The sequence below is a fragment of the Roseateles sp. NT4 genome (assembly GCF_051857475.1).
Taxonomy (GTDB): domain Bacteria; phylum Pseudomonadota; class Gammaproteobacteria; order Burkholderiales; family Burkholderiaceae_C; genus Pelomonas.
The window spans coordinates 1,853,274-1,876,544 of the sequence record NZ_JBPZGZ010000001.1; the positions used below are offsets into that span (position 1 = coordinate 1,853,274).

Genomic DNA, 23,271 nt, shown 5'->3' on the forward strand with positions numbered 1-23,271 from the left:
GCCCTGAAATTTAATGACCGGCGGGTCAGTAATGTATTCAGACCCTGTGACAGCTGTCAAACCTCGCCGAATTTCGCTGGAACATCGCGGCTTTGCAAGCGGAACTTGAGAAAAAGCTTGAGCGTCGACCACTACGAGAACTTTCCCGTTGCTTCCGTGCTGTGCCCGCCCGCCCTGCGGCCGGCGGTCGCCGCCATCTACCATTTCGCGCGGACGGCCGACGACCTGGCCGATGAAGGTGACGCCTCCACGGCCGAGCGTGTCCAGGCCTTGCACGACTACCGTGCCGACCTGGCCGCCGTCGTGGCCGGCCAAGCCCCCTCGTCGCGCTGGCCCCACGTCTATGGCCCGCTTGCGCGGGAGATGCATCGGCTGCAGCCGCCGCTGCTGCACGACCTGCTGGACGCCTTCGAGCAGGACCTGACCCCGCCGCGCTACCGCGACCGCGCACACCTGCTGGACTACTGCCGCCGTTCGGCCAACCCGGTGGGCCGGCTGTTGCTGGGCCTGTACGGCGTGGGTGACGCCGTCTCGCTGCGCCAGTCAGACGCCATCTGCTCGGCCCTGCAGCTGATCAACTTCTGGCAGGACTTCAGCCGCGACGGCCCCAACGGTCGCCTCTATGTGCCGCAGAGCGATCTTGACCACCACGGCGTCACAGCCGATGGCGTGCTGGCCTGCCAGGACGGCCCGGCCGCCCGCGCGCTGATTGCTGACCTCTGCGCCTGGGCCCGCGAACTGATGCTCGAAGGCGCCCCACTGGCCCTGACCCTGCCCGGGCGAGCCGGCTGGGAGCTGCGCCTGGTCGTCCAGGGCGGCCTGCTCATCCTCGACAAGATCGAGGCGCGCCACCACGACAGCCTGCTGCACCGCCCTGCCCTCAGGGTTTGGGATGTCCCACGACTGCTGTGGCGCGCCCTGACAATGCGGGCCGCACCATGAGCCCAGAGCAATACGTCCAGGAAAAAGCCGCCGCGAGCGGCTCGAGCTTCTATTACGCCTTCCTCTTCCTGCCGCCGCCGCGGCGGGCAGCGATCACGGCCTTCTATGCCTTCTGCCGCGAGGTGGACGACGTCGTCGACGAAACCCAGGACGCCGGGGTCGCCGCGACCAAGCTGGCCTGGTGGCGCAAGGAAGTGGCCAGTGCCTTTGCCGGCCAGCCCAGCCACCCGTGCATGAAGGCGCTGATGCCGCACACGGCCACCTATGACATCCGGCTGGAGCATCTCAACGCCGTCATCGAAGGCTGCGAGATGGACCTGCAGCAGACGCGCTACCTGGACTACCCCGGCCTGGCGCGCTACTGCCACCTCGTGGCCGGCGTCGTTGGCGAGGTGGCCAGCGGCATCTTCGGCCGCAGCCAGCCGCAGACCGTCGAATACGCCCACAAGCTGGGCCAGGCCATGCAGCTGACCAACATCATCCGCGACGTCGGTGACGACGCGCGGCGCGGTCGCATCTACCTGCCGGTGAACGAGCTGCAGCAGTTCGGCGTCAAGGCCAACGAGATCCTGCTGCGCAGCAAGCCCTGGGGCTACTCCGACCGCTTCACGGCGCTGATGAAGTTCCAGGCGGAACGGGCGCATCGTCTCTACGAAGAGGCCCTGGCCCTGCTGCCCGAGGTCGACCGCGTGGCGCAGAAGCCGGGCCTGATGATGGCCAATATCTACCGCGCCCTGCTCGTCGAGATTGAACGCGAGAACTTCCAGGTGCTGCACCAGCGCATCGCGCTGACGCCGCTGCGCAAGCTCTGGATCGCGATGAAAACCAACTGGCGCGGCAAGTGAGCCGCGTCGCCATCGTCGGCGGCGGCTGGGCCGGCATTTCAGCCGCCGTCGCGCTGGCCGATGCCGGCCATGACATCACCGTCTTCGAGATGGCACCGCAGCTGGGCGGGCGCGCGCGCAGCGTCACGGGAGAGCCGCCCTATGACAACGGCCAGCACATCCTCATCGGCGCCTACCGCGACAGCCTGGCCCTGATGGCGCGTCTGGGCGTGGATACGGGTCAGGTGCTGAAGCGCCTGCCGCTGGCCCTGCCCTATCCCGGCGAACCCGGCCTGCGCCTGCCGCCGGGCTCGCCGCTGATCGCTTTCACCCGCGGCGTGCTCGCGCATCGCGGCTGGCCGCTGTCGGCCCGGATCGGCCTTCTGCTGGCCGCGGGCGGCTGGCTGGCGCGCGGCTTTCGCTGTGACGCCCGCCTCAGCGTCGCCGAGCTCTGCGCCGGCCTGCCCGCCGCCGTGAAGCGCGATCTTGTCGAGCCGCTGTGCGTGGCCGCGTTGAACACGCCGGCTCCGCAGGCCAGCGCCCAGGTCTTCCTGCGCGTGCTGAAGGATGCTCTCTTCAGCGGCCCGGGCAGCGCCGACCTGCTGCTGCCGCGCCGGCCGCTGTCCGAGCTGCTGGCCGGCCCGGCCACGGCCTGGCTGGGCGAACGCCTGCGCCTGGGCAGGCGCGTGCAGCAGATCGAGCCCGGCTGGCGTGTTGACGGCGAGGCTTTTGACGGCGTCGTGCTGGCCTGCACCAGCGTCGAGGCGGCCCGCCTGACAGCCGGGATCGCCCCGGGCTGGTCGGCCACGGCCGGCGCCCTGGACTTCGAGCCCATCATCACCGTCTACCTGAGCAGCCCCGGCAGCGCCCTGCCCTCACCCATGCTGGCCCTGCGCGAGGGGCCGGATGCACCGGCGCAGTTCGTCTTCGACCATGGCGCTCTTGGCGGTGCGCCGGGCCGCTTTGCCTTCGTCGTCAGCGGCGCCGCGGCCTGGGTCGAACGCGGCGGTTGCGCCGAGGCGGTGCTGGCCCAGGCGACACGCGAGATCGACTGGGTCACGCCGCCCGTCAGCGACAGGGTGCTGACGGAGAAGCGTGCCACCTTTGCCTGTACGCCCGGCCTTCAGCGAGCCTCAGCCCGCATCGCTCCTGGCCTGTGGGCCGCGGGCGACTACATCGCCGGCCCCTACCCCGCCACGCTTGAAGGTGCGGTACGCGCAGGTCTCGCTGCCGCTCAGGGCGTGGGCGCCGACGCCGGTACGGGCGCGAAGGGTGCGGCCAGCGGCTCGCCGACAAACACGCCCTGAGCCGGCCAGGCCACGCTGTGCCAATAGGCCTCCAGGGCACTCAGGCCCTGGGCATAGGCCGCGATCAGCATCTGTGGATGCGGGAACTTCTGGAGGTGGTTGCAGGGCTCGCTGACCGTGCCATAACTGGCGATTGCGCCAGCGTCGATCCAGTCGAGGATGTTCATCTGGCCCTCGGTCGCGGGCGGCTTGTCCAGCAGGCCGCCGGCCGAGGTCAGGTGATCAGCCAGGGCGCCGGGCAGCCATTCGCCACCCAGGGGCTTGGGCACGCGCACCAGCCCGGTCTGATAGATGAGGGTGCGGCGCATAGCCGGCAGCGCCTCGCTCCTGACCCTGGCGACCTCGAAACCGGCCACGCCGGGTACCGGGCCCGAAGGCGGGAACAGGCGCTCGCGAACATTGCGGGCTGCGTCCGGCGTGGCCGCCAGATAGGCCATGGCCGGTTCGGCAGAGCCGGCGGCCAGCGTATGGTCGGACGCCATGCCTCGCTCGATCATGGCCATGGCAGCGGGCACCGACCGGGCAGCCAGTTGCATCGTCGGCCGCAGGCCGATGACCAGCCAGGGCTTGGCGCCGAAATAACCCGTGTAGGGGCTGGTGCGGGTGGCGGCGCAGCTGTTCGAGCAGACCTGAGGCTGCAGTCCCATGCCGAGGGCGCTGGTCAGGGCGTTGCAGTCCACGGCATAGGGCGTCACCCAGGCCAGGGCCAGGCCGTTGACGTGCTCGGGCATCTGGTTGCGGATGGCCTGATCCAGGGCCGCGAACTCCTCGCGCGTCAGGCTGGCCCGCAGCGGCAGCTGCACACGCAGGATCTGCTCCGCCGGTATGCCGCGACGCCTGGCGTAGTACTCGCCCACCGTGACGGAGTAGGGGTCGGCCGTGTTGATCACGAGGCCCAGTTCATTGGCGGTGATGCGCCCGTAAAACCTGGGCACCCGGCCCCAGCGCGCCTCATTGGTCGCCGCCGGTGCGGAGGCCGGCTCGGCAGCCTGCACGGCGCCCAGGAAGGCCAAGGCCAACAGCGCACCAATTTGCCATCTTCTGAAGCCCGCTTTCGCCATACAAAACACAGGCAATCTCCCCCACAATGACGGCATGAAATCCAAAGAGGCCCAGCAGACACCGGCGATCCAGGTGCTGGAACGCATGTTCTCGCTGCTGGACGTGCTGGCCCAGCATCAGGATCCGGTCTCGCTGAAGGCCCTTTCCGAGGCCACGGGCCTGCACCCCTCCACGGCGCACCGGATTCTCAATGACCTGACCCTGGGCCGCTTCGTGGACAGACCCGAAGCCGGTAGTTATCGACTCGGCATGCGCATGCTGGAGCTGGGCAATCTCGTGAAGGCGCGCCTGGACGTGCGCGACGCCGCCCTGCCGGCCATGCGCGAACTGCACAAGTTCACCCACCAGCCCGTCAATCTGTCGGTGCGCCAGGGCGACGAGATCGTCTACATCGAGCGCACCTATTCCGAGCGCTCGGGCATGCAGGTCGTGCGCGCCGTCGGCGGCCGCGCGCCGCTGCACCTCACGTCGGTGGGCAAGCTCTTCCTGGCCAGCGACGACAGCCCGCGCGTGCGCGCCTACGCCACGCGCACCGGCCTGTCGGGCCACACGCGCAACAGCCTGACCGACATCGGCTCGCTGGAGCGCGAACTGGCCATGGTGCGCCAGCGCGGCATTGCGCGGGACGATGAGGAGCTGGAACTGGGCGTGCGCTGCATGGCCGCCGGCATCTATGACGACCAGGCCAAGCTGGTGGCCGGGCTGTCCATCTCCGCGCCGGCCGACCGGCTGGAAGAGAGCTGGGTCGTGAGGCTGAAGGAAACGGCGGCGCAGATCTCGGCAGCCCTCGGCCACCGCGCCTGACGCTCAAAAGCAAACGCGGCGCCGAGGCGCCGCGTTTTCATTGGCGTCAGCTGCTCAGAGCTTGGCGGAGACGGCCGCCCCTTCGCTTTGGGTGGACAGCCACTTGCGCATGCGCTCGGCATCGGCAATCCGCGAGGCCTTGCCGCTGGAGTCCAGGAACACCATGATGAGCTTGCGGCCGGCCATGCTGGCCTGCATGACCAGGCATTTGCCGGCTTCGTTGATGAAGCCCGTCTTCTGCAGACCGATGTCCCACAGCGGGTTGGACAGCAGGCCGTTGGTGCTGTGGAACTGCACCAGGCGCTTGCCCAGGGCGACGCGGGCTTCGCGGGAGGTGGACAGGTCGCGCAGCAGCGGCACCTGGCTGGTCACGTTGACCAGCTTGGCCAGGTCAGCGGCGCTGCTCTGGTTGCGGCTGGACAGGCCCGTGGGCTCGACGTAATGGGTGTCGGCCATGCCCAGGCTCTGGGCCTTGGCGTTCATGGCGGCGACGAAGGCGTCCAGGCCGCCCGGATAGTTGCGGCCCAGCGCATGGGCGGCGCGGTTCTCGCTGGCCATCAGGGCCAGATGCAGCATGTCGCCACGCGTCAGCGTCGTGCCGACGGTCAGGCGCGAGCGGGTGAACTTCTCGGTGTCGATGTCCTCGTCGGTGACCGAGATCTTCTCGTCCAGCGACAGGCCGGCTTCGACCACCACCAGGGCCGTCATCAGCTTGGTGATGGAGGCGATGGGCAGCACGGCCTGGGGATTCTTGGAGAACAGCACCTCGTTGGTGTCCTGATCCAGCACATAGGCCACGCTGGACTTCAGGGCCAGGGGGTCGTCCACCTGGTGCAGGCCGGCGACCTGGCCGAAGGTCGGCACGGCCGGAATTACGGGGACAGCCGCCTTGCGCAGCACGACCGAACGCACCTTGCGCGTCGGCGCGGCAGCCGTCTTGGCGGCCGTGCGGGTGGCTTTGGACTTGGTGGAGGTGTCGGCGGCAGCCGAGGCGGCACCGGGCAGTGCGGCCAGGAAGGCGAGGCTCAGAAAAGCGGCGGCAAATGTCTTCAACGGAGGTCCCCAACGCAGGGCGTCAGTGTACGTGACGCCAAAAGTACCGACAAGATAAGAACTTAAGTGAGATACCTCAAGTGAACTCTTGTCCCGTACTGACGGGCCGTCACCTCAGGCTTGCCACCGGCTCTTTCGCTTCGCAGCGGGCTCCAAACGCATGCAAGTAGGCCTTGGCTGACAAGCCAGGGGTATCCGGACAGGCCCGAATGCCCACTTTTACCTTTCAGCCGACCCGCGCGCTGCTCGCGGGTCATCCATGGACTGGATTTTGAAGGGGTAGGCCGGGGTTTGAAGCAGGAGCAGACAGGGCTTTCCGCGCCAGATTCCGCAAGCGCGTGAAAACGTTTGTGAGCGCCGTGATCGCGGTCACGGCGGTTACAGGCGCCTGGCGCCGTCAGCCCTGGGCGGCAACCCGCTCGGCCTTGCTCTGCAGCTTGTTCAGCGCACTCAGATAGGCCTTGGCCGAGGCCACGATGATGTCGGGGTCGGCACCCACGCCGTTGACGACCCGGCCGGCATGCTGCAGCCGCACCGTCACCTCGCCCTGCGACTCGGTGCTGCCGCCGGTGATGGCGTTCACCGAATACAGCAGCATCTCGGCGCCCGACTGCACGACGGACTCGATGGCCTGCAGCGTCGCGTCCACCGGGCCGTTGCCGTCGCTCTCGGCGCGGTGCTCCTGGTGGCCGACGGCGAAGACGATGGCCGCATGCGGGCGCTCGCCCGTCTCGCTGCGCTGGGCCAGCGACAGCAGTCGGTAGTGTTCGACATCGTTGATGACGGACTCGTCCATGACCAACGCAATGATGTCCTCGTCGAAGATCTCGTTCTTGCGGTCGGCCAGGTCCTTGAAGCGCACGAAGGCGTTGTTGACCTCGGCCTCGCTTTCCAGCTCGATGCCCAGCTCCTGCAGGCGCTGCTTGAAGGCATTGCGGCCCGACAGCTTGCCGAGCACGATCTTGTTGGCGGCCCAGCCCACGTCCTCGGCGCGCATGATCTCGTAGGTATCGCGAGCCTTCAGCACGCCGTCCTGGTGGATGCCCGAGGCATGCGCGAAGGCATTGGCGCCGACGACGGCCTTGTTGGGCTGAACGACGAAGCCCGTCGTCTGCGAGACCAGCTTGGAGGCGGGCACGATCTGCGAGGTCTCGATGCCGACGTCCAGGCCGAAATGGTCGCGGCGCGTCTTGACGGCCATGACGATCTCTTCGAGCGAGCAATTGCCGGCGCGCTCACCCAGGCCGTTGATGGTGCACTCGACCTGGCGAGCGCCACCGATCTTCACGCCGGCCAGGGAGTTGGCGACCGCCATGCCCAGGTCGTTGTGGCAGTGCACGCTCCAGATGGCCTTGTCGCTGTTGGGCACCTTCTCGCGCAGGCGGCGGATGAAGTCGCCGTACAGCTCGGGGATGGCATAGCCGACGGTGTCGGGGATGTTGATGGTGCCGGCACCTTCCTTGATGACGGCCTCGCAGACGCGGGCCAGGAAGTCGATGTCGGAACGGTAGCCGTCCTCGGGCGAGAACTCGATGTCGCCGCACAGATTGCGCGCAAAGCGCACGGCCAGCGTCGCCTGCTCCAGCACCTGGTCACGCGTCATGCGCAGCTTCTTCTCCATATGGAGTTCGCTGGTGGCGATGAAGGTGTGGATGCGTGCCCGGTGGGCCGGCGCCAGGGCCTCGGCGGCGCGCGAGATGTCGCGGTCGTTGGCACGGGCCAGCGAGCAGACCGTGCTGTCCTTGACCGCCGCGGCAATCGCCTTGACGGCCTCGAAGTCGCCATTGCTGGACGCCGCAAAACCGGCCTCGATGATGTCGACCTTCATGCGCTCCAGCTGGCGGGCAATGCGCATCTTCTCCTCGCGCGTCATGGACGCGCCCGGGGACTGCTCGCCGTCGCGCAGCGTGGTGTCGAAGATGATGAGTTTGTCGGTCATCGCACGTTTTCCTCTCGAATCTGGGGCACGGCCACCGGCGCCCGCGAAAGGCCGGACAGGATGGCCTGCATGGACGCACGCACGATGCTGCCATCAATGCCGACGCCGTGGCGAGTCACATCCCCTACCCGCAGTTCCAGATAGGCCACCGCGCGCGCATCGGCACCGCTGCCGATCGAATGCTCGTGGTAGTCCAGCACGCGCACGTCCTGGCCCAGGCGCGACGACAGCGCATTGACGAAGGCGTCGATGGGGCCGTTGCCCTCGCCCTGCACATGTCCCATCCAGCCGCCCAGCACAACCTCGGCCGACAGGCGCATCGCGCCGCCCGCCACCTCGGTCATCTGCGGCTGCACGACGGAGGCGCCGGCGTTGCCGATGCCGTACTCGCGCTCGAAGATGGCGTAGATGTCAGCCGCAGTCAGCTCCTTGCCGGCGTCGTCCATGACGCGCTGCACGACCTGGCTGAACTCGATCTGCAGGCGGCGCGGCAGCTCCAGCCCGTACTCGGCCTCGAGCAGATAGGCGATGCCCCCCTTGCCTGACTGGCTGTTCACGCGGATGACGGCGTCATAGCTGCGGCCCAGGTCCTTGGGGTCGATAGGGAGATAGGGCATATCCCAAATCTCCCCCTCCCGGCGCGCCGCAAAGGCCTTCTTGATGGCGTCCTGGTGGGAGCCGGAGAAGGAGGTGTAGACGAGGTCGCCCACATACGGATGGCGCGGGTGCACCGGGATCTGCGTGCAGTGCTCGACGCAGCGGCGCACCTCGTCGATGTCCGAGAAGTCCAGCTGCGGGTCCACACCCTGGGTGTAGAGATTGAGTGCGATGTTGACGAGGTCGACATTGCCAGTGCGTTCGCCATTGCCGAACAGGCAGCCTTCGACGCGATCAGCACCGGCCATCAGCGCGAACTCGCCCGCCGCCGTGCCCGTGCCGCGATCGTTGTGCGGGTGGACGGACAGCACGATGCTGTCGCGACGCTCGAGGTGGCGGTGCATCCACTCGATCATGTCCGCAAAGATGTTGGGCGTGCTGTGCTCGACGGTGGACGGCAGGTTGATGATGCACTTGCGCTCGGGTGTGGGCGCCCAGACAGCCGTCACCGCATCGACGACACGCTTGCTGAAGGCCAGCTCGGTGCCGGAGAACATCTCGGGCGAATACTCGAAGCGCCAGTCCACGCCGGGACGAGCCGCGGCCAGCTCCTTGATCTGACGGGCATGCGAGGCGGCGAGTTCGACGATGCCGTCTTCGTCCGTGCCCAGCACGACGCGCCGCATGATGGGCGCGACGGCGTTGTAGACGTGGACGATGACCTGCTTGGCGCCGTCCAGCGACTCGAAGGTGCGCTCGATCAGGTGGGCCCGCGCCTGGGTCAGCACCTGGATGGTCACGTCGTCGGGGATGTGGCCGCCGTCGATGAGCAGGCGCACGAAGTCGAACTCGGTCTGCGACGCCGAAGGGAAGCCGACCTCGATCTCCTTGAAGCCGATCTTCACCAGCTGCTGGAACATTCGCAGCTTGCGGGCGATGTCCATGGGCTCGATCAGGGCCTGGTTGCCGTCACGCAGGTCGGTGCTCAGCCAGATCGGCGCACGCGTCAGCACGGCGTCGGGCCAGGTGCGGTCCGGCAATGCGATCGGGGCGAAGGGGCGGTACTTTTGCTGCGGTTGCTTCAACATGGTGAGTCCATCCGGTTGGGGTGGGCGCAACCTGCAGCATTCGGAAAACGAGAAAGGCCCGCTGCGGTTGCATACGGGCCGTTGGTGTCAGGTGTGAGCGTGTACGTGCGTGACTGACTAGCGAACCCGTGGTTCCTCTAGGGCTAGTAGCAGGCTAATTCGCGCGGCGCAGCTCATGGGTCGGGAATCTAGCACGAAAGCTTATTGATGCAAGCCACGTTCATCGGGCTCGTCGGTGCTGGTGGAGATGACGCTGACCTGTTTTCCCTTGGCCTTGCGCCAGCCGTAGATGACATAGCCGGACAGCCCATACACACAGAAGATCACGAACAACACTGTGGGCGGATCGAGGGCGATGAGGCCGATGCCGAGCATGATGGCCACCAGCACGATGAAGGGAACGCTGCGCCGGCGGTCGAAGACTTTGAAGCTGTAGAAGGGCGCATTCGTGACCATCGAAAGCCCGGCGAACAGGGTCACGCCAAACGCGACCCAGCGCAGCCAGGGCATGTTGCCCACACCGGAGTACCAGGGCGCGTCGATCGCGCACCAGATCAGGCCCATTACGATGGCGGCTGCCGCGGGACTGGGCAGCCCTTGGAAGAAGCGCTTGTCGACGACGCCGATGTTGACGTTGAAGCGCGCCAGCCGCAGCGCCGCACCGGCGATGTAGACGAAGGCCGGGATCCAACCCGGCTTGCCCATGTCCTTCAAGGCCCACATATAGATGATGAGGGCCGGCGCGGCGCCAAAGGCGACCATGTCGGACAGGCTGTCCATCTGCTCGCCGAAGGCCGATTGGGTGTTGGTCATGCGCGCAACGCGGCCATCCAGGCTGTCGAGGATGGCGGCGGCGAAGATAGCGACGCAGGCCACTTCGAAACGGCCGTTGATGGCCATGACGATGGCGTAGAAAGCGCTGAACAGCGCGCTCAGCGTGATCGCGTTGGGCAGGGCGTAGATGCCTTTGCGCCGGGGACGGACGGCGACGCTGGGCTCGTCGTCCTCGATGGGGTCAGGGGTCATAGGCCGGCAGGATAGCTGACAGGTCCCGGCAAAAGACGCTCCTAGCATTCACGAAAACGACAGGAGACCGCCATGAAACTCATCGAAGTCCGCACCTACCGCCTCAAGCCCGACAGCGCCGAACGCTTCGTCGCCGCCGTGCGCGCGGCCCTGCCCCTGGTGCGCGCCAGCGGCATGGATGTCGTCGCCTTCGGCCGCTCCGACCACGAGGAAGAGAGCTTCTTCCTGATCCGCGCTTTCGACAGCCGCGAGCAACTGGTCGCCCAGCAGGACGCCTTCTACGGCTCGGAGGTCTGGCGCCAGGGCCCACGGCAGGCCTTGGTCGACTGCCTGGACACCTATCTGAACACCCTGCTCTGGCTGCCCAAGGATGCCGTTGAGGCGCTGCGCGCCAACCACCAGCCCTGAATAAAAAAGGCCGGCATGCGCCGGCCTTTGTGTGCAAGCACCAGGTGCTCAGTTCTTGGCCTTGTCGACCAGCTTGTTGGCCTTGATCCAGGGCATCATTTCGCGCAGCTTCTCGCCGACCTGCTCGATGGGGTGCTCGGCGGTCAGGCGGCGACGGCTGATCAGCGTCGGGGCGCCGGCCTTGTTCTCAAGGATGAAGGACTTGGCGTATTCGCCGGTCTGGATGTCCTTCAGGCACTGACGCATGGCGTTCTTGGTGTCTTCGGTGACGACGCGCGGACCGGTCACGTACTCGCCGTACTCGGCGTTGTTCGAGATCGAGTAGTTCATGTTGGCGATGCCGCCTTCGTAGATCAGGTCCACGATGAGCTTGAGCTCGTGCAGGCACTCGAAGTAGGCCATCTCGGGGGCGTAGCCGGCTTCCGTCAGCGTCTCGAAGCCCGCCTTGATCAGCTCGACAGCACCGCCGCACAGCACGGCCTGCTCGCCGAACAGGTCGGTCTCGGTCTCTTCGCGGAACGAGGTCTGGATGATGCCGGCCTTGCCGCCGCCATTGGCCGCGGCATAGCTCAGCGCCAGGTCACGCGCCTTGCCGGTCTTGTCGGCATAGATGGCGATCAGATGGGGCACACCGCCGCCTTGGCGGTAGGTGTTGCGCACCGTGTGGCCGGGGGCCTTGGGAGCGACCATCCAGACGTCCAGGTCTTCGCGCGGCTGGACCTGGCCGTAATGGACGTTGAAGCCGTGGGCGAAGGCCAGCGACGCGCCCTGCTTGATGTTGGGCTCGACTTCCTTCTTGTAGACGTCGGCAATCTGCTCGTCGGGCAGCAGGATCATGACCACGTCGGCGGCCTTCACGGCTTCGGCGATCTCGGCGACCTTGAGGCCAGCGCCTTCGGCCTTGGACCAGGACGCGCCGCCGCGACGCAGGGCGACGGTGACCTTGCAGCCGCTGTCGTTCAGGTTCTGCGCGTGGGCGTGGCCTTGTGAGCCGTAGCCGATGATGGTGACGTTCTTGCCCTTGATGAGGCTGAGATCGGCGTCCTTGTCGTAGTAGACGTTCATGATGGGTCGCTCCAGGAAAAAAACTGTGAATGTGTGGGGGTGAAGACGGATCAGACGCGCAGGATGCGCTCGCCGCGGCCGATGCCGCTGGCACCCGTCCGTACGGTTTCGAGGATGGACGCGCGGTCGATCGCGTCGATGAAGGCGTCGAGCTTGCTCGCGTCGCCGGTCAGCTCGATGGTGTAGGTCTTCTCGGTGACGTCGATGACGCGGCCACGGAAGATGTCGGCGGTGCGCTTGATCTCCTCGCGCTCCTTGCCGACGGCGCGAACCTTGATGAGCATCAGCTCGCGCTCGGTGTAGTTGCCCTCGGTCAGGTCGACGACCTTGACGACCTCGATGAGGCGGTTCAGATGCTTGGTGATCTGCTCGATGACTTCATCGGATCCCGTGGTCACGATGGTCATGCGCGACAGCGACGGGTCTTCCGTCGGCGCGACGGTCAGGCTCTCGATGTTGTAGCCACGGGCCGAGAACAGCGCCACGACGCGCGACAGCGCGCCCGGCTCGTTCTCGATGAGCAAAGCAATGATGTGTTTCATGGGGATGTCGTCCTTCGCGCTCTTCAGTGCCGACGGCGGTAACCGACGGACCTTGGCTGCGGGTTCGAATCGTTAAAAAGGACTGCCGTCTCGGCCGTTCTCTGCGTCCGCCGCCGGTCTCAACGAGGACGGTAACCCTCGCCAAAACCCGCGGCTTCAGCCGATCACAGGTCTTCCGAGCCCAGCAGCATTTCCGAAATACCCTTGCCCGCCTTGACCATGGGCCAGACGTTCTCGGTCGGATCGGTACGGATGTCGAGAAAGACCGTGCGGTCCTTCAGGCGCATCGCTTCCTTCAGCGCCGGCTCGACGTCGCTGGGCTTCTCGACCAGGATGCCGACGTGGCCATAGGCCTCGGCCAGCTTCACGAAGTCGGGCAGCGCGTCCATGTAGCTGTGCGAGTAGCGGCCTTCATAGTCGAGCTGCTGCCACTGGCGCACCATGCCGAGATAGCGGTTGTTCAGCGAGACGATCTTGACCGGCGTGCGGTACTGGAAGCAGGTCGACAGCTCTTGGATGCACATCTGGATGCTGCCTTCGCCGGTGATGCAGAACACATCCGACTCCGGCTTGGCCAGCTTGATGCCCATGGCATAAGGCAGACCCACGCCCATGGTGCCCAGGCCACCGGAGTTGATCCAGCGGCGCGGCTCGTCAAACTTGTAGTACTGCGCGGCCCACATCTGGTGCTGGCCGACGTCCGACGTGATGTAGGTGTCACGGTCGCGGGTCAGCTGCCAGAGCTTGTCGACCACCATCTGAGGCTTGATGACCTCGTCCGAGCCCTTGAAGGCCAGGCAGTCGCGGCCACGCCATTCGTTGATCTGGCTCCACCAGGCGTTGACGGCCGTCGCGTCCGGCTTGGCCTGGGCTTCCTTCAGCTGGGCGATCAGTTCCTGCAGCACATCCTTCACATCGCCCACGATGGGGATGTCGACGCGCACGCGCTTGGAGATCGACGAAGGGTCGATGTCCACATGGATGATCTTGCGCTCGACCGAGCCGAAATGCTTGGGGTTGCCGATGACGCGGTCGTCGAAGCGCGCGCCCACGGCCAGCAGCACGTCGCAGTGTTGCATGGTCATGTTGGCTTCATAGGTGCCGTGCATGCCCAGCATGCCCAGGAAGCGCGGGTCGGTGCCAGGCATGGCGCCCAGGCCCATCAGCGTGTTGGTGCAGGGGAAGCCCAGCATGTCGACCAGCTGGCGCAGTTCGGCCGTCGCTTCACCCAGGATGACGCCGCCGCCCGTGTAGATGTAGGGGCGCTTGGCCTGCAGCAGCAGCTGCACGGCCTTGCGGATCTGGCCGCTGTGGCCCTTCTTCACCGGGTTGTAGGAGCGCATCTCGATGCGGTCCGGATAGCTGAAGGCCGTCTTGGCCAGCGACACATCCTTGGGGATGTCCACCACGACCGGGCCGGGGCGGCCGGTGCGGGCGATGTGGAAGGCTTTTTTGAGCGTCAGCGCCAGGTCGCGCACGTCCTTCACCAGGAAGTTGTGCTTGACGATGGGACGGGTGATGCCGACGGTGTCGCATTCCTGGAAGGCGTCCAGGCCAATGGCAGGCGTCGGGACCTGACCCGTGATGATGACCATCGGGATCGAGTCCATGTAGGCGGTGGCGATACCGGTCACGGCATTCGTCACACCCGGGCCCGAAGTGACCAGCGCCACTCCGACCTCGCCGCTCGCACGGGCAAAGCCGTCGGCGGCATGGACGGCGGCCTGCTCATGGCGCACCAGCACGTGCTGGATGCTGTCCTGCTTGTACAGGGCGTCGTAGATGTAGAGCACCGCGCCGCCGGGGTAACCCCAGAGATGGCGCACCCCTTCGGCCTGCAGGCAGCGAACGAGGATCTCGGAGCCATTGAGCTCCGCGGTGGAGGAATTGGGGGATTGGGAATTCGGCTGCGCCAGAGCGGCGCGCTTGATATCCGCGGCAGACATGTCCATTTTTCGAACCTCTGTGAATTTCTCTAACGAAAAACCATTGGTGCCCCTCCTCTCGCCCTCGTGAGGCGGATTCGGAACCTGCGCGATCAACCGGTGGGGCCCCAGTCGGGCGGCCACGGTGAGAGCTTTACTCTTTGTGCGAAGCAGCATTATGCCGAGCAAAATCGTGTGAGCCTTCGTATCAGACGAATGCCATAATCCGCGCTGCTGTCCGGACCCGCTCCAGCCTTGGCCACCGACAAAGAACTCAACGATTTCCTGCGCACCGTGGACCGTCGCGCCTTCAAGCGCACGGCCTATCTGGTTCGTGACGACGATGCCGCCCTGGACATCGTGCAGGACGCCATGATCAAGTTGGCCGAGAACTATTTCGACCGCCCCGCGGCCGAACTGCCCCTGCTCTTCCAGCGCATCCTGTCCAACGCGACGATGGATTACTTCCGTCGCCAGAAGGTGCGCAAGGCGGTCATGACGAATATGTCTGACTTCGAGGGCGCCGACGCCGACGGCGACTTCGATCTGCTTGAAATCCTGGAAACGCAGGATGGCGCCATGGGTGCCCTCAGCGCGGCCGACGAAGTCAGCCGGGCGCAAATCTTGCAGTCCATCGATGCAGAAGTTCAGCAGCTGCCGACGCGTCAACGCGAAGCCTTCCTGCTGCGTTACTGGGAGGAACTGGATGTTGCAGAGACCGCGTCTGTGATGGGTTGCTCGGAAGGCAGTGTCAAAACTCACTGTTCCCGTGCCGTCCATGCGCTGGCGAAGTCGCTCAAGGCCAAGGGGATCACGCTATGAAGTCGCCGCAAAATTTTTCCGCCCTCCCTGCTGACCTGGACGCTCGCGTTACACGTTTCGGCCTGCGCGTCGCTGCCGGCCTGACCGAGCGCAGTGCCGCCCTGCCGCACGACGTGTCCGAGCGCCTGCGCTTCGCCCGCGAACAGGCCATGGCCCGCGCCGCCCAGGCCCGCGCCGCACGCACCTCGGTGAGCACCGCAAGCCCCGGCGTGGTGCAGATGGGTTCGACGCTCGCCCTGAGCGGCGGCCCCCGCGGTGCAAGTGGCGACAACGGCCTGTGGGCCAAACTGGTCTCCGCCCTGCCCCTGCTGGCCCTGCTCGCCGGCCTGCTGCTGATGCAACAGAGCCAGATCCACGAACAGATCGTCGCTGCAGGTGAAGTCGACACCGCGCTTCTTAGCGACAACCTGCCGCCCTCCGCCTTCAGCGATCCCGGCTTCGCTGAATTCCTGAGAGATGGTCAAGAATGACCGGATGCCCATGAGTCGAGTCGCGCGAACAGGTTCCACCTCTCTTCGCCCACTGATGGCCCTGCTGCTCGCTGCAGCGGGGTTTTCTGCTTTTGCGCAGGGCCCCGAGGCGGCTTCGGCACCTGAAGCCACGGCGGTCACTGCACCCGCCGCACCGCCCCAGGCTGTGCGGCCGGCTGCGCCAGTCTTGCCTCCCGTCTCCGCCCTGGCCTCTGCGCCGACCTGGCAGGCACTGACGCCCGCCCAGCGCGACTTGCTGGCACCTCTGGCGAAGGATTGGGACACCCTCGGCCCCAACCAGCGCAGCAAATGGCTGAACGCAACTCCTCGCCTGGCCGCGCTGCCCGCCCCCGAACTTGCACGCCTGCATGAGCGCATGCGCGACTGGGCCCATCTGAAGCCTGGCGAACGGGTGGATGCGCGCATCGGCTTCCAGGTCGCCAAGCAGGTGGATGCCGAGCAACGCCAGGCCAAGTGGGAGGCTTACCAGGCCTTGCCGCCGGAAAAGCGCCAGGAACTCGCCGACAAGGCGGTGGCCCGCCGCCAGGCGCAGACCAAGGCGGCCGGGTCGGTGCCCAAGACCCTGGAAGCAGCGCCGAAATCCAATATCGTGCCCGCCGCACCCAAGCTCCTCACACCCACGCCCGTCGCCGGCAGCCTGATCCAGGCCAAGCCCGGCGCCACGACCGTGCTGATCACGCGCGGATTCGTCTTGCCCGCCCATCACGCCGCGGGGGAGACCAAGGTCGTGGCAGACCCCGCCCTGGTCGACCCCAAGACCCTGCTGCCCAAGTCGTTGAGAGCGCAGCCCGCATCCGCCCCACGCACATGATGGCGGCAGCGGACTTGAACGCCGCGCCCGCGGGCCTGGCGAGGCGGTTTGCGGCCTTCCTCTATGAAGGCGTGCTGCTGTTCGGCGTCGTCTTCTTCACCGGCTTCCTCTATTCGGTGCTGACGCGCCAACAGCATGCGCTCGAGGGCCGCACCGGCCTCGGCATCGTGCTGCTCCTCGTGCTGGCCCTGTATTTCATCGGCTTCTGGACCCACACCGGCCAGACACTGGCCATGAAGACCTGGCATCTGCGTGTCGTCGACTCGGCAGGCCATCCCCTGGGCTGGGGTCGAGCAGCGCTGCGCTATCTGCTGAGCTGGCTGTGGTTCCTGCCCGCCCTGGTCAGCGTCTGGGCCCTGGGCCTGCATGGCGGTGGCGCCATCGTCGGCAGCCTGATTGCCGGCATCGCTGCCTATCTGCTGATCGCCCGTCTGCACCCACAACGACAATTTCTGCACGATACGATCGCCGGCTCGCGCATCATCACCCAGCTCCCGCAGCGTTCATGAGCAACCCCCACAAAGGCCGCACCGGCTTCGATCGCGTCATCCACGCCGCCGGCTATTCCTGGGCTGGCTTGAAGGCCGCCTACACCGGCGAAAGCGCCTTCCGCCAGGAGACCTGGCTCTGCGTCATCGCCGCGCCGCTGGCCTTCTGGCTGGCCAAGACCTGGGAACAGGCCGCTCTGCTGCTGGGCTCGCTGCTGCTCATCCTCATCGTCGAGCTGCTGAACTCGGCCATCGAAGCCGTCGTGGACCGCGTGTCCTTCGAACGGCATGAGCTGTCCAAGCGCGCCAAGGACATCGCCAGCGCCGCGGTGCTGATGGCTTTGGTGCTGGCCGCCGGCATCTGGGGATCGGCCATCTGGCAATACCTGCGTTGACAGTGTGACACTCGGGCCATGACTTCGGCCCGAGGCTTCCAGCTGCTGCGCTCCGGCATGGCCGGCGTCGAGGTCGTGGTGGCCGATTCGGCCCACGCCTTCGGCCGGCATACCCATGATGAATTCGGCATCGGCCTCATCGAGCGCGGCGCGCAGAAGTCGGCCAGCGGACGCGGCGTCGTGCAGGCCTGCGCCGGCGACATGATCACCGTCAACCCCGGCGAGGTGCATGACGGCAAGCCCTTCGACAACAGCGGCCGGCGCTGGCGCATGCTCTATATCGCGCCACCCCAACTGCTCGAAGCCTCAGACGACATTGCGCCCGGCACGGCCTTCGAATTCACCGCGCCCGTCATCCGCGACGCTGTGCTGACGGCTCGCTTTCGCGAGCTCTTCGACGCCGCAACGACTGCAGGAGCCTTGCGATCCGATGCCGCCTTGCTCTCTCTGGTCGCGCGCCTGCTGAAACCCGTGCCGCAAGAGCGCCCTGCCCTCGTCGCCGGCGTCACGGCGGCGCGGGAGCGCATGGACGACGCGCCGGACCTCACCCCAACGCTGCAGGCCCTGGCTGCAGATGCCGGCTTGAGCCGCTATCAGTTCCTGCGCGCCTTCACCCGCCTCACTGGCCTGCCGCCCCACGCCTATCTGCTGCAACGCCGCGTTCAGCATGCCCGTGGGCTGGTGCGGGAGGGCATGGCGCTCGCCGATGTGGCCGCCGCCAGCGGTTTCGCAGACCAGAGCCACATGACACGCTGCTTCGTGCGCAGCTTCGGCCTGACACCCGGCTCGTTCGTCCAGCGCTGAAATTTCGTTCAAGACGGCGCCCAGCCGGCACCGCAGCATGCGCCCATCCAAGGAGCGCCTGCATGAACCTCGAATTCCTGACCGTCTCGCTGCTCGTCGTCGCCTCGCCAGGCACGGGGGCAGCGATCACCATCGCCACCGGCCTGTCGCGTGGCGCGCGCACCGCGGCCATCGCCGCCTTCGGCTGCACCCTCGGCATCGTGCCGCACATGCTGGCGGCGGTGACCGGTCTGGCAGCCCTGCTGCATGCCAGCGCCCTGGCCTTCGAGACGGTGAAGTTCGCCGGCGTCGCCTACCTGCTCTACCTCGCCTGGATGACCTGGCGTGAGCGCGGTGTCATGACGATAGAAGCCGATGGCGTCGAACGCTCGAGCTGGCAGGTCATCCGGCACGCCGTGCTGGTGAACCTGCTCAACCCCAAGCTGTCGATGTTCTTCCTGGCTTTCTTGCCGCAGTTCATCGCCAAGGATGAAGCGGCGCCGACGCTGGCCATGCTGCAGCTCTCGGCCATCTTCATGGCCATGACCTTCGCGGTGTTTGCCGTCTATGGGGCCTTCGCGGCACGCATGCGTGAGCATGTGCTCGGTAGCCCGACGGCCATGGCTTGGCTCAGGCGCAGCTTCGCGGCCACCTTCGTGGCACTGGGCGCCAAGCTGGCGCTGACGCAGCGCTAAACAGCGGCTTCGTCCGTCTCGCCGGTGCGGATGCGGATGACCTGCTCGACGGGCACGACGAAGATCTTGCCGTCGCCGATCTTGCCGGTCTTGGCGGCCTTCAGGATGGCGTCGATGCAGCGGTCCACCTCGTCGTCCTTCACGACCACCTCGACCTTGACCTTGGGCAGGAAGTCGACGACGTACTCGGCGCCGCGGTAGAGCTCGGTGTGGCCCTTCTGGCGGCCAAAGCCCTTGACCTCGGTGACCGTCAGACCCGAGGCACCCACCTCAGCCAGCGCCTCGCGGACCTCGTCGAGCTTGAAGGGTTTGATGATGGCGGTGATCTGCTTCATGGGGCGAGGCTCCTGATTTCGTCTGTCGTCGATTTAAGCACGTTCATCCGGGATCCGGTCCACGTCGGCGAGCCAGACAACAGCTTCGGAATCGCTCGGCGCCCGCCAGTCGCCACGCGGCGACAGCGAGCCGCCGCTGCCCACCTTGGGCGCATTGGGCACGCAGCTGCGCTTGAACTGGCTGCCCTTGAAAAAGCGCTGCACGAAGATGCGCAGCACGCGCTTGATTTCGGCCAGCGCGTAGACCTCACTCCACGCATGACGCGCCAGGAAGGCGATCTTGGTCGGCGCGTAGCCATGGCGCAGCGTGTAGAACAGGTTGAAATCCTGCAGCGCATAGGCACCCACCGTCGCTTCCGTGCTCTGCAGGCCGCCTGGCACCAACTCGGGGCTGATCTCGGTGCCGAGGATGTCCAGCAGCACCTGGGTGTCGGTGCCGGCACCGAGCTGGCCGGTCTCGGCCACCCAACGCACCAGGTGCTGGATCAGCGTCTTGGGCACGCTGGCATTGACGTTGTAGTGCGACATGTGGTCGCCCACGCCATAGGTGCACCAGCCCAGGGCCAGTTCAGACAAATCGCCCGTGCCCAGCACCAGGCCGCCGCTCAGGTTGGCCAGGCGGAAGAGATGGCTGGTGCGCTCGCCGGCCTGCACGTTCTCGAAGGTGACGTCGTAGACCGGCACGGCCTCGCTGTGGGGATGACCGATGTCCTGCAGCATCTGTGTGCAGCTGGGCCGGATGTCGATCTCGCGCGCCTCGCAGCCCACGGCCACCATCAAGCGACGCGCTTGCTCAAGGGTGCGCTCGCCGGTGGCGAAGCCCGGCATGGTCACGCCGATGATGTGGGTACGCGGCAGGCCCAGCGCGTCCATGGCGCGCGCAGCGACGAGCAGCGCATGCGTGGAATCCAGCCCGCCCGAGATGCCAACGACCAGCTTCTTGATGCCGCTCGAGGCCAGGCGCTGGGTCAGGCCCTGCACCTGGATGTTGTAGACCTCCTGGCAGCGCTCGTCGCGACGGCTGGGGTCCGCGGGCACATACGGATAGCGCTCGACGCGGCGCCGCAAGGCCAGCGGCTGGTCGCGATCCAAGTCGAGCTTGAACGAGACCTGCCGGAATGCAGCAACCGCCGCCGCATGCAGGCGCACCGAATCGCCAAAGCTCGTCTGCCGCATGCGCTCGCGAGCCAGTCGCTCCAGGTCCACGTCCGCCGTCACGAGCTGCGAACCGCGCAGGAAGCGCTCGGACTCGACGAGCAGCTCGCCGTTCTCGCAGACCAGGGCCTGGCCGTCCCAGGCCAGATCGGTGGTCGACTCACCGGCACCTGCCGACGAGTAAACATAGGCCGCCAGGCAGCGCGCCGACTGCTGCGACACGAGCTGTCGCCGGTAGGCGGCCTTGCCGATGACGACATTGGATGCCGACAGATTGACGAGCACGGTGGCGCCAGCGAGGGCAGCGAAGGAGGACGGCGGGATGGGTGTCCACACGTCTTCGCAGATCTCCACGTGCAGCCGCAGCAGCGGCAGGTCGTCGGCGGCGAAGATCTGCCGGCTGCCAAAGGGCACGCGTTGGCCCAGCAACATCACGGTGTCGACCGTCGCCTCCTCGCCCGAGCAGAACTGGCGCGCCTCGTAGAACTCGCCGTAATTGGGCAGGAAGGTCTTGGGCACAACGCCGAGGATGCGGCCGCGCAGCAGCACGACGGCGCAGTTGAGAAGCCGATGCTCGACACGCAACGGCATGCCGACGATGGCTACCGGTGGCAGCTCCGCAGTAGCCGCCAGCACCTCGGCCAGCGCCGCCTCGCAGCCATCCAGCAGGGCCCGCTGGTGGAAGAGATCGTCGCAGCTGTAGGCCGACAGGCCCAGCTCGGGAAAGGCGATGACGGCCACGCCCTCGGTCGCCGCCTGTCTGAGCAGGGCAATCGTCTGCCCGGCGTTGAAGGCGGGATCGGCCACGCGACACTGGGGCACACCCACGGCGACGCGGGCAAAGTTATGGCTGTAGAGGTTGTCGAAACGCATGGGCGGCATCAGCAAAACCCCAGTCTAGTGCGGCGTTCCGCGGCTGCATTCCAATAGGCCGCCATGCCCACCCTCCGCGTCCACGATTCGCCCGCAGACTTACCCGCCGACGCCTGGAATCGCCTGCTCGCCGCGTCGCCACGGCCCACGCCTTTCATGCGCCATGAATATCTGCAGGCCCTGCACGACTCGGGCTCAGCAGTGGCCAAGACCGGCTGGGCGCCCAGCTTTCTGGGCGTCTGGGACGACGATCAACTGATCGCCGCCTGCCCGGCCTATCTGAAGACGCACAGCTATGGCGAATATGTCTTCGACTGGGCCTGGGCCGACGCCTACCACCGCCATGGCCTGAGCTATTACCCCAAGCTGCTGGTGGCCGTGCCCTTCACGCCGGTGCCGGGCAGCCGGCTGCTGGCGGTCAACGACGAAGCCAGGGCGCTGCTCGCCCAGGCGCTGCGGGCCCTGGCCAAGGAGACCGAAGCCTCGTCCCTGCACGTGCTGTTCGGCGACGAGGCCGACCAGGCCGCGCTGGCGGCGGCGGGCTGCACGGCGCGTGCCGGCGTGCAATTCCACTGGACGGCCGAGGGCGACGCCGACTTCGCCGGTTTCCTCGCCCGGCTGCAGCGCGACAAGCGCAAGAAGATCCAGCAGGAGCAGCGCCGCGTGCGCGAGTCCGGCGTCGTCTTCGAAGCTCGCACCGGTGCCGACATCACGACCGAAGACTGGGACTTCTTCTACCGCTGCTACCAGCAGACCTATCGCGAGCACCACAGCAAGCCCTATCTGAGCCGCGACTTCTTTGCCCGCATGGCCAGCGACATGCCCGACAACTGGGTGATGTTCACCGCCCGCCGTGGCGGCGAACGCGTCGCCACCTCGCTGGTCGCCCTGGACCCCGAGCGCCGCGCCGCCTTCGGCCGCTACTGGGGCGCCGTCGAGCACATCCCCAACCTGCATTTCGACGCCTGCTACTACCAGCCGCTGGCCTGGTGCATCGCCAACGGCTACCAGCGCTTCGAGGGCGGCGCCCAGGGCGAACACAAGATGGCCCGCGGTCTGATGCCGACGCCGACGGCCTCCAGCCATTGGCTGGCCCACCCCTCATTCGCAGACGCCGTGAACGACTTCCTGGCTCGTGAGGGCGAGGCCATGTCGGGCTATATCGACGAGCTGGGCGAGCACGCCCCCTTCAAGACCGCGAAAGCGGGCTCGTAAAAAAAACAAAACGCCGCAGATGCGGCGTCTTGAGTAGGGCGAAAAACCGGATCAGGCCTTGGCGTAGTTCGCCATGCCTTCGGTGATCTCGGACTTGGCCTTCTCCGGGCCTTCCCAGCCCTTGACCTTGACCCACTTGCCCTTCTCCAGGTCCTTGTAGTGCTCGAAGAAGTGCTGGATGGCAGCCAGGCGGGCCGGGTTCACGTCCTCGATCTTCTGCCAGTGGTCGTACATCGGCAGGATCTTGCTGGTCGGCACGGCCAGCAGCTTGGCGTCGCCGCCGGCTTCATCGTCCATCATCAGCACGCCCAGGGGGCGGCAGGTCACGACTACACCAGGCTGAAGCGCGAAGGGGGTGATGACCAGCACGTCGACCGGGTCACCATCGTCCGCCAGCGTCCTGGGGATGTACCCGTAGTTGCACGGGTAGTACATAGGCGTTGTCAGGAAGCGGTCGACGAACAGCGCGCCGCTCTCCTTGTCCACCTCGTACTTGATCGGGTCGGCATTCATCGGGATCTCGATGATGACGTTGAACTCGTCAGGCACCTTGGCGCCGGGGGTCACGTTGTGCAGGCTCATGGTCGTTTTGTTGGCTAAGGAAAACCCGCATTCTAGGTTTCCCG

24 protein-coding genes are annotated in these 23,271 nt (G+C 66.5%); 13 read left to right on the forward strand and 11 right to left on the reverse strand.

Annotation, left to right across the window (positions count from 1 at the left end; genetic code table 11):
- The first annotated feature begins 117 nt into the window (after positions 1–117).
- The 3 genes from hpnC to hpnE are packed head-to-tail and all read left to right on the forward strand — an operon-like array spanning position 118 to position 3,073.
- On the forward strand, positions 118–942 hold the full coding sequence (hpnC, locus tag ACS5PN_RS08705; protein ID WP_439463523.1) for a squalene synthase HpnC: 825 nt from the start codon (positions 118–120) through the stop codon (positions 940–942).
- Positions 939–1,787, forward strand: coding sequence for a presqualene diphosphate synthase HpnD (hpnD, locus tag ACS5PN_RS08710; RefSeq protein WP_439463524.1), 849 nt, complete (start codon positions 939–941; stop codon positions 1,785–1,787). The genes hpnC and hpnD overlap by 4 nt, the downstream gene beginning before the upstream one ends.
- Positions 1,784–3,073, forward strand: coding sequence for a hydroxysqualene dehydroxylase HpnE (gene hpnE, locus ACS5PN_RS08715; protein ID WP_439463525.1), 1,290 nt, complete (start codon positions 1,784–1,786; stop codon positions 3,071–3,073). The genes hpnD and hpnE overlap by 4 nt, the downstream gene beginning before the upstream one ends.
- Here hpnE and ACS5PN_RS08720 read toward each other — a convergent pair.
- Complete coding sequence (locus tag ACS5PN_RS08720) at positions 3,001–4,092, reverse strand: TIGR03790 family protein (protein ID WP_439463526.1); 1,092 nt, start codon at positions 4,090–4,092, stop codon at positions 3,001–3,003. The genes hpnE and ACS5PN_RS08720 overlap by 73 nt on opposite strands.
- A 76-nt stretch (positions 4,093–4,168) precedes the next feature.
- On the opposite strand from ACS5PN_RS08720, the gene ACS5PN_RS08725 reads away from it, so the two are divergent.
- Positions 4,169–4,939: an IclR family transcriptional regulator gene (locus ACS5PN_RS08725; RefSeq protein ID WP_310261887.1), complete on the forward strand. Its 771-nt coding sequence runs from the start codon at positions 4,169–4,171 to the stop codon at positions 4,937–4,939.
- 54 nt (positions 4,940–4,993) lie between these two features.
- On the opposite strand, the gene pbpG is transcribed toward ACS5PN_RS08725, so the two are convergent.
- The 4 genes from pbpG to pssA form a co-directional block, all read right to left on the reverse strand.
- Positions 4,994–5,992, reverse strand: coding sequence for a D-alanyl-D-alanine endopeptidase (gene pbpG / locus ACS5PN_RS08730; RefSeq protein ID WP_439463527.1), 999 nt, complete (start codon positions 5,990–5,992; stop codon positions 4,994–4,996).
- 397 nt (positions 5,993–6,389) lie between these two features.
- The gene (locus ACS5PN_RS08735; protein WP_439463528.1) at positions 6,390–7,931 is read right to left on the reverse strand and encodes a 2-isopropylmalate synthase; all 1,542 of its coding nucleotides are present in this window, start codon (positions 7,929–7,931) and stop codon (positions 6,390–6,392) included.
- Positions 7,928–9,616, reverse strand: coding sequence for a 2-isopropylmalate synthase (gene leuA / locus ACS5PN_RS08740; RefSeq protein WP_439463529.1), 1,689 nt, complete (start codon positions 9,614–9,616; stop codon positions 7,928–7,930). The genes ACS5PN_RS08735 and leuA overlap by 4 nt, the downstream gene beginning before the upstream one ends.
- 201 nt (positions 9,617–9,817) lie before the next feature.
- The gene (gene pssA, locus ACS5PN_RS08745; RefSeq protein WP_439463530.1) at positions 9,818–10,642 is read right to left on the reverse strand and encodes a CDP-diacylglycerol--serine O-phosphatidyltransferase; all 825 of its coding nucleotides are present in this window, start codon (positions 10,640–10,642) and stop codon (positions 9,818–9,820) included.
- A 72-nt stretch (positions 10,643–10,714) separates the two neighbouring features.
- Between pssA and ACS5PN_RS08750 the strand changes: the two genes are divergently transcribed.
- A complete protein-coding gene (locus ACS5PN_RS08750; protein ID WP_439463531.1) occupies positions 10,715–11,050 on the forward strand; it encodes an NIPSNAP family protein in 336 nt (111 codons plus the stop codon).
- A gap of 48 nt (positions 11,051–11,098) precedes the next feature.
- Here the strand turns inward: ACS5PN_RS08750 and ilvC are convergent, their stop codons facing one another.
- The 3 genes from ilvC to ACS5PN_RS08765 form a co-directional block, all read right to left on the reverse strand.
- Positions 11,099–12,115: a ketol-acid reductoisomerase gene (gene ilvC / locus ACS5PN_RS08755; RefSeq protein ID WP_119045329.1), complete on the reverse strand. Its 1,017-nt coding sequence runs from the start codon at positions 12,113–12,115 to the stop codon at positions 11,099–11,101.
- Positions 12,116–12,165: 50 nt separating this feature from the next.
- Positions 12,166–12,657, reverse strand: coding sequence for an acetolactate synthase small subunit (ilvN, locus tag ACS5PN_RS08760; protein WP_310261914.1), 492 nt, complete (start codon positions 12,655–12,657; stop codon positions 12,166–12,168).
- A 164-nt stretch (positions 12,658–12,821) separates the two neighbouring features.
- Complete coding sequence (locus ACS5PN_RS08765; RefSeq protein WP_439463532.1) at positions 12,822–14,609, reverse strand: acetolactate synthase 3 catalytic subunit; 1,788 nt, start codon at positions 14,607–14,609, stop codon at positions 12,822–12,824.
- Positions 14,610–14,837: 228 nt separating this feature from the next.
- Here ACS5PN_RS08765 and ACS5PN_RS08770 point away from each other — a divergent pair, with 228 nt between their 5' ends.
- The 7 genes from ACS5PN_RS08770 (at position 14,838) to ACS5PN_RS08800 (ending at position 19,067) form a co-directional block, all read left to right on the forward strand.
- Complete coding sequence (locus tag ACS5PN_RS08770) at positions 14,838–15,404, forward strand: RNA polymerase sigma factor (RefSeq protein WP_439463533.1); 567 nt, start codon at positions 14,838–14,840, stop codon at positions 15,402–15,404.
- Complete coding sequence (locus tag ACS5PN_RS08775) at positions 15,401–15,874, forward strand: DUF3619 family protein (protein ID WP_439463534.1); 474 nt, start codon at positions 15,401–15,403, stop codon at positions 15,872–15,874. The genes ACS5PN_RS08770 and ACS5PN_RS08775 overlap by 4 nt, the downstream gene beginning before the upstream one ends.
- A gap of 187 nt (positions 15,875–16,061) precedes the next feature.
- Positions 16,062–16,706, forward strand: coding sequence for a DUF3106 domain-containing protein (locus tag ACS5PN_RS08780; RefSeq protein ID WP_439463535.1), 645 nt, complete (start codon positions 16,062–16,064; stop codon positions 16,704–16,706).
- Between the two features lie 14 nt (positions 16,707–16,720).
- On the forward strand, positions 16,721–17,215 hold the full coding sequence (locus tag ACS5PN_RS08785; RefSeq protein ID WP_439463536.1) for an RDD family protein: 495 nt from the start codon (positions 16,721–16,723) through the stop codon (positions 17,213–17,215).
- A complete protein-coding gene (locus tag ACS5PN_RS08790; RefSeq protein WP_439463537.1) occupies positions 17,212–17,589 on the forward strand; it encodes a diacylglycerol kinase in 378 nt (125 codons plus the stop codon). Before ACS5PN_RS08785 ends, ACS5PN_RS08790 begins: the two co-directional genes overlap by 4 nt.
- Before the next feature lie 18 nt (positions 17,590–17,607).
- Entirely contained in the window at positions 17,608–18,393 is a 786-nt protein-coding gene (locus ACS5PN_RS08795) for an AraC family transcriptional regulator (protein WP_439463538.1), read from the forward strand.
- 62 nt (positions 18,394–18,455) lie between these two features.
- A complete protein-coding gene (locus ACS5PN_RS08800) occupies positions 18,456–19,067 on the forward strand; it encodes a LysE family translocator (RefSeq protein ID WP_439463539.1) in 612 nt (203 codons plus the stop codon).
- On the opposite strand, the gene ACS5PN_RS08805 is transcribed toward ACS5PN_RS08800, so the two are convergent.
- Both ACS5PN_RS08805 and ACS5PN_RS08810 read right to left on the reverse strand, forming a co-directional pair.
- Positions 19,064–19,402, reverse strand: a complete 339-nt coding sequence (locus tag ACS5PN_RS08805) for a P-II family nitrogen regulator (RefSeq protein ID WP_268151514.1) — start codon at positions 19,400–19,402, stop codon at positions 19,064–19,066. The genes ACS5PN_RS08800 and ACS5PN_RS08805 overlap by 4 nt on opposite strands.
- 33 nt (positions 19,403–19,435) lie before the next feature.
- Entirely contained in the window at positions 19,436–21,439 is a 2,004-nt protein-coding gene (locus tag ACS5PN_RS08810; RefSeq protein WP_439463709.1) for an NAD(+) synthase, read from the reverse strand.
- Between the two features lie 54 nt (positions 21,440–21,493).
- On the opposite strand from ACS5PN_RS08810, the gene ACS5PN_RS08815 reads away from it, so the two are divergent.
- Positions 21,494–22,645, forward strand: coding sequence for a GNAT family N-acetyltransferase (locus ACS5PN_RS08815; RefSeq protein ID WP_439463540.1), 1,152 nt, complete (start codon positions 21,494–21,496; stop codon positions 22,643–22,645).
- A 51-nt stretch (positions 22,646–22,696) separates the two neighbouring features.
- On the opposite strand, the gene ppa is transcribed toward ACS5PN_RS08815, so the two are convergent.
- Entirely contained in the window at positions 22,697–23,227 is a 531-nt protein-coding gene (gene ppa / locus ACS5PN_RS08820) for an inorganic diphosphatase (protein WP_439463541.1), read from the reverse strand.
- Positions 23,228–23,271: the final 44 nt, after the last annotated feature.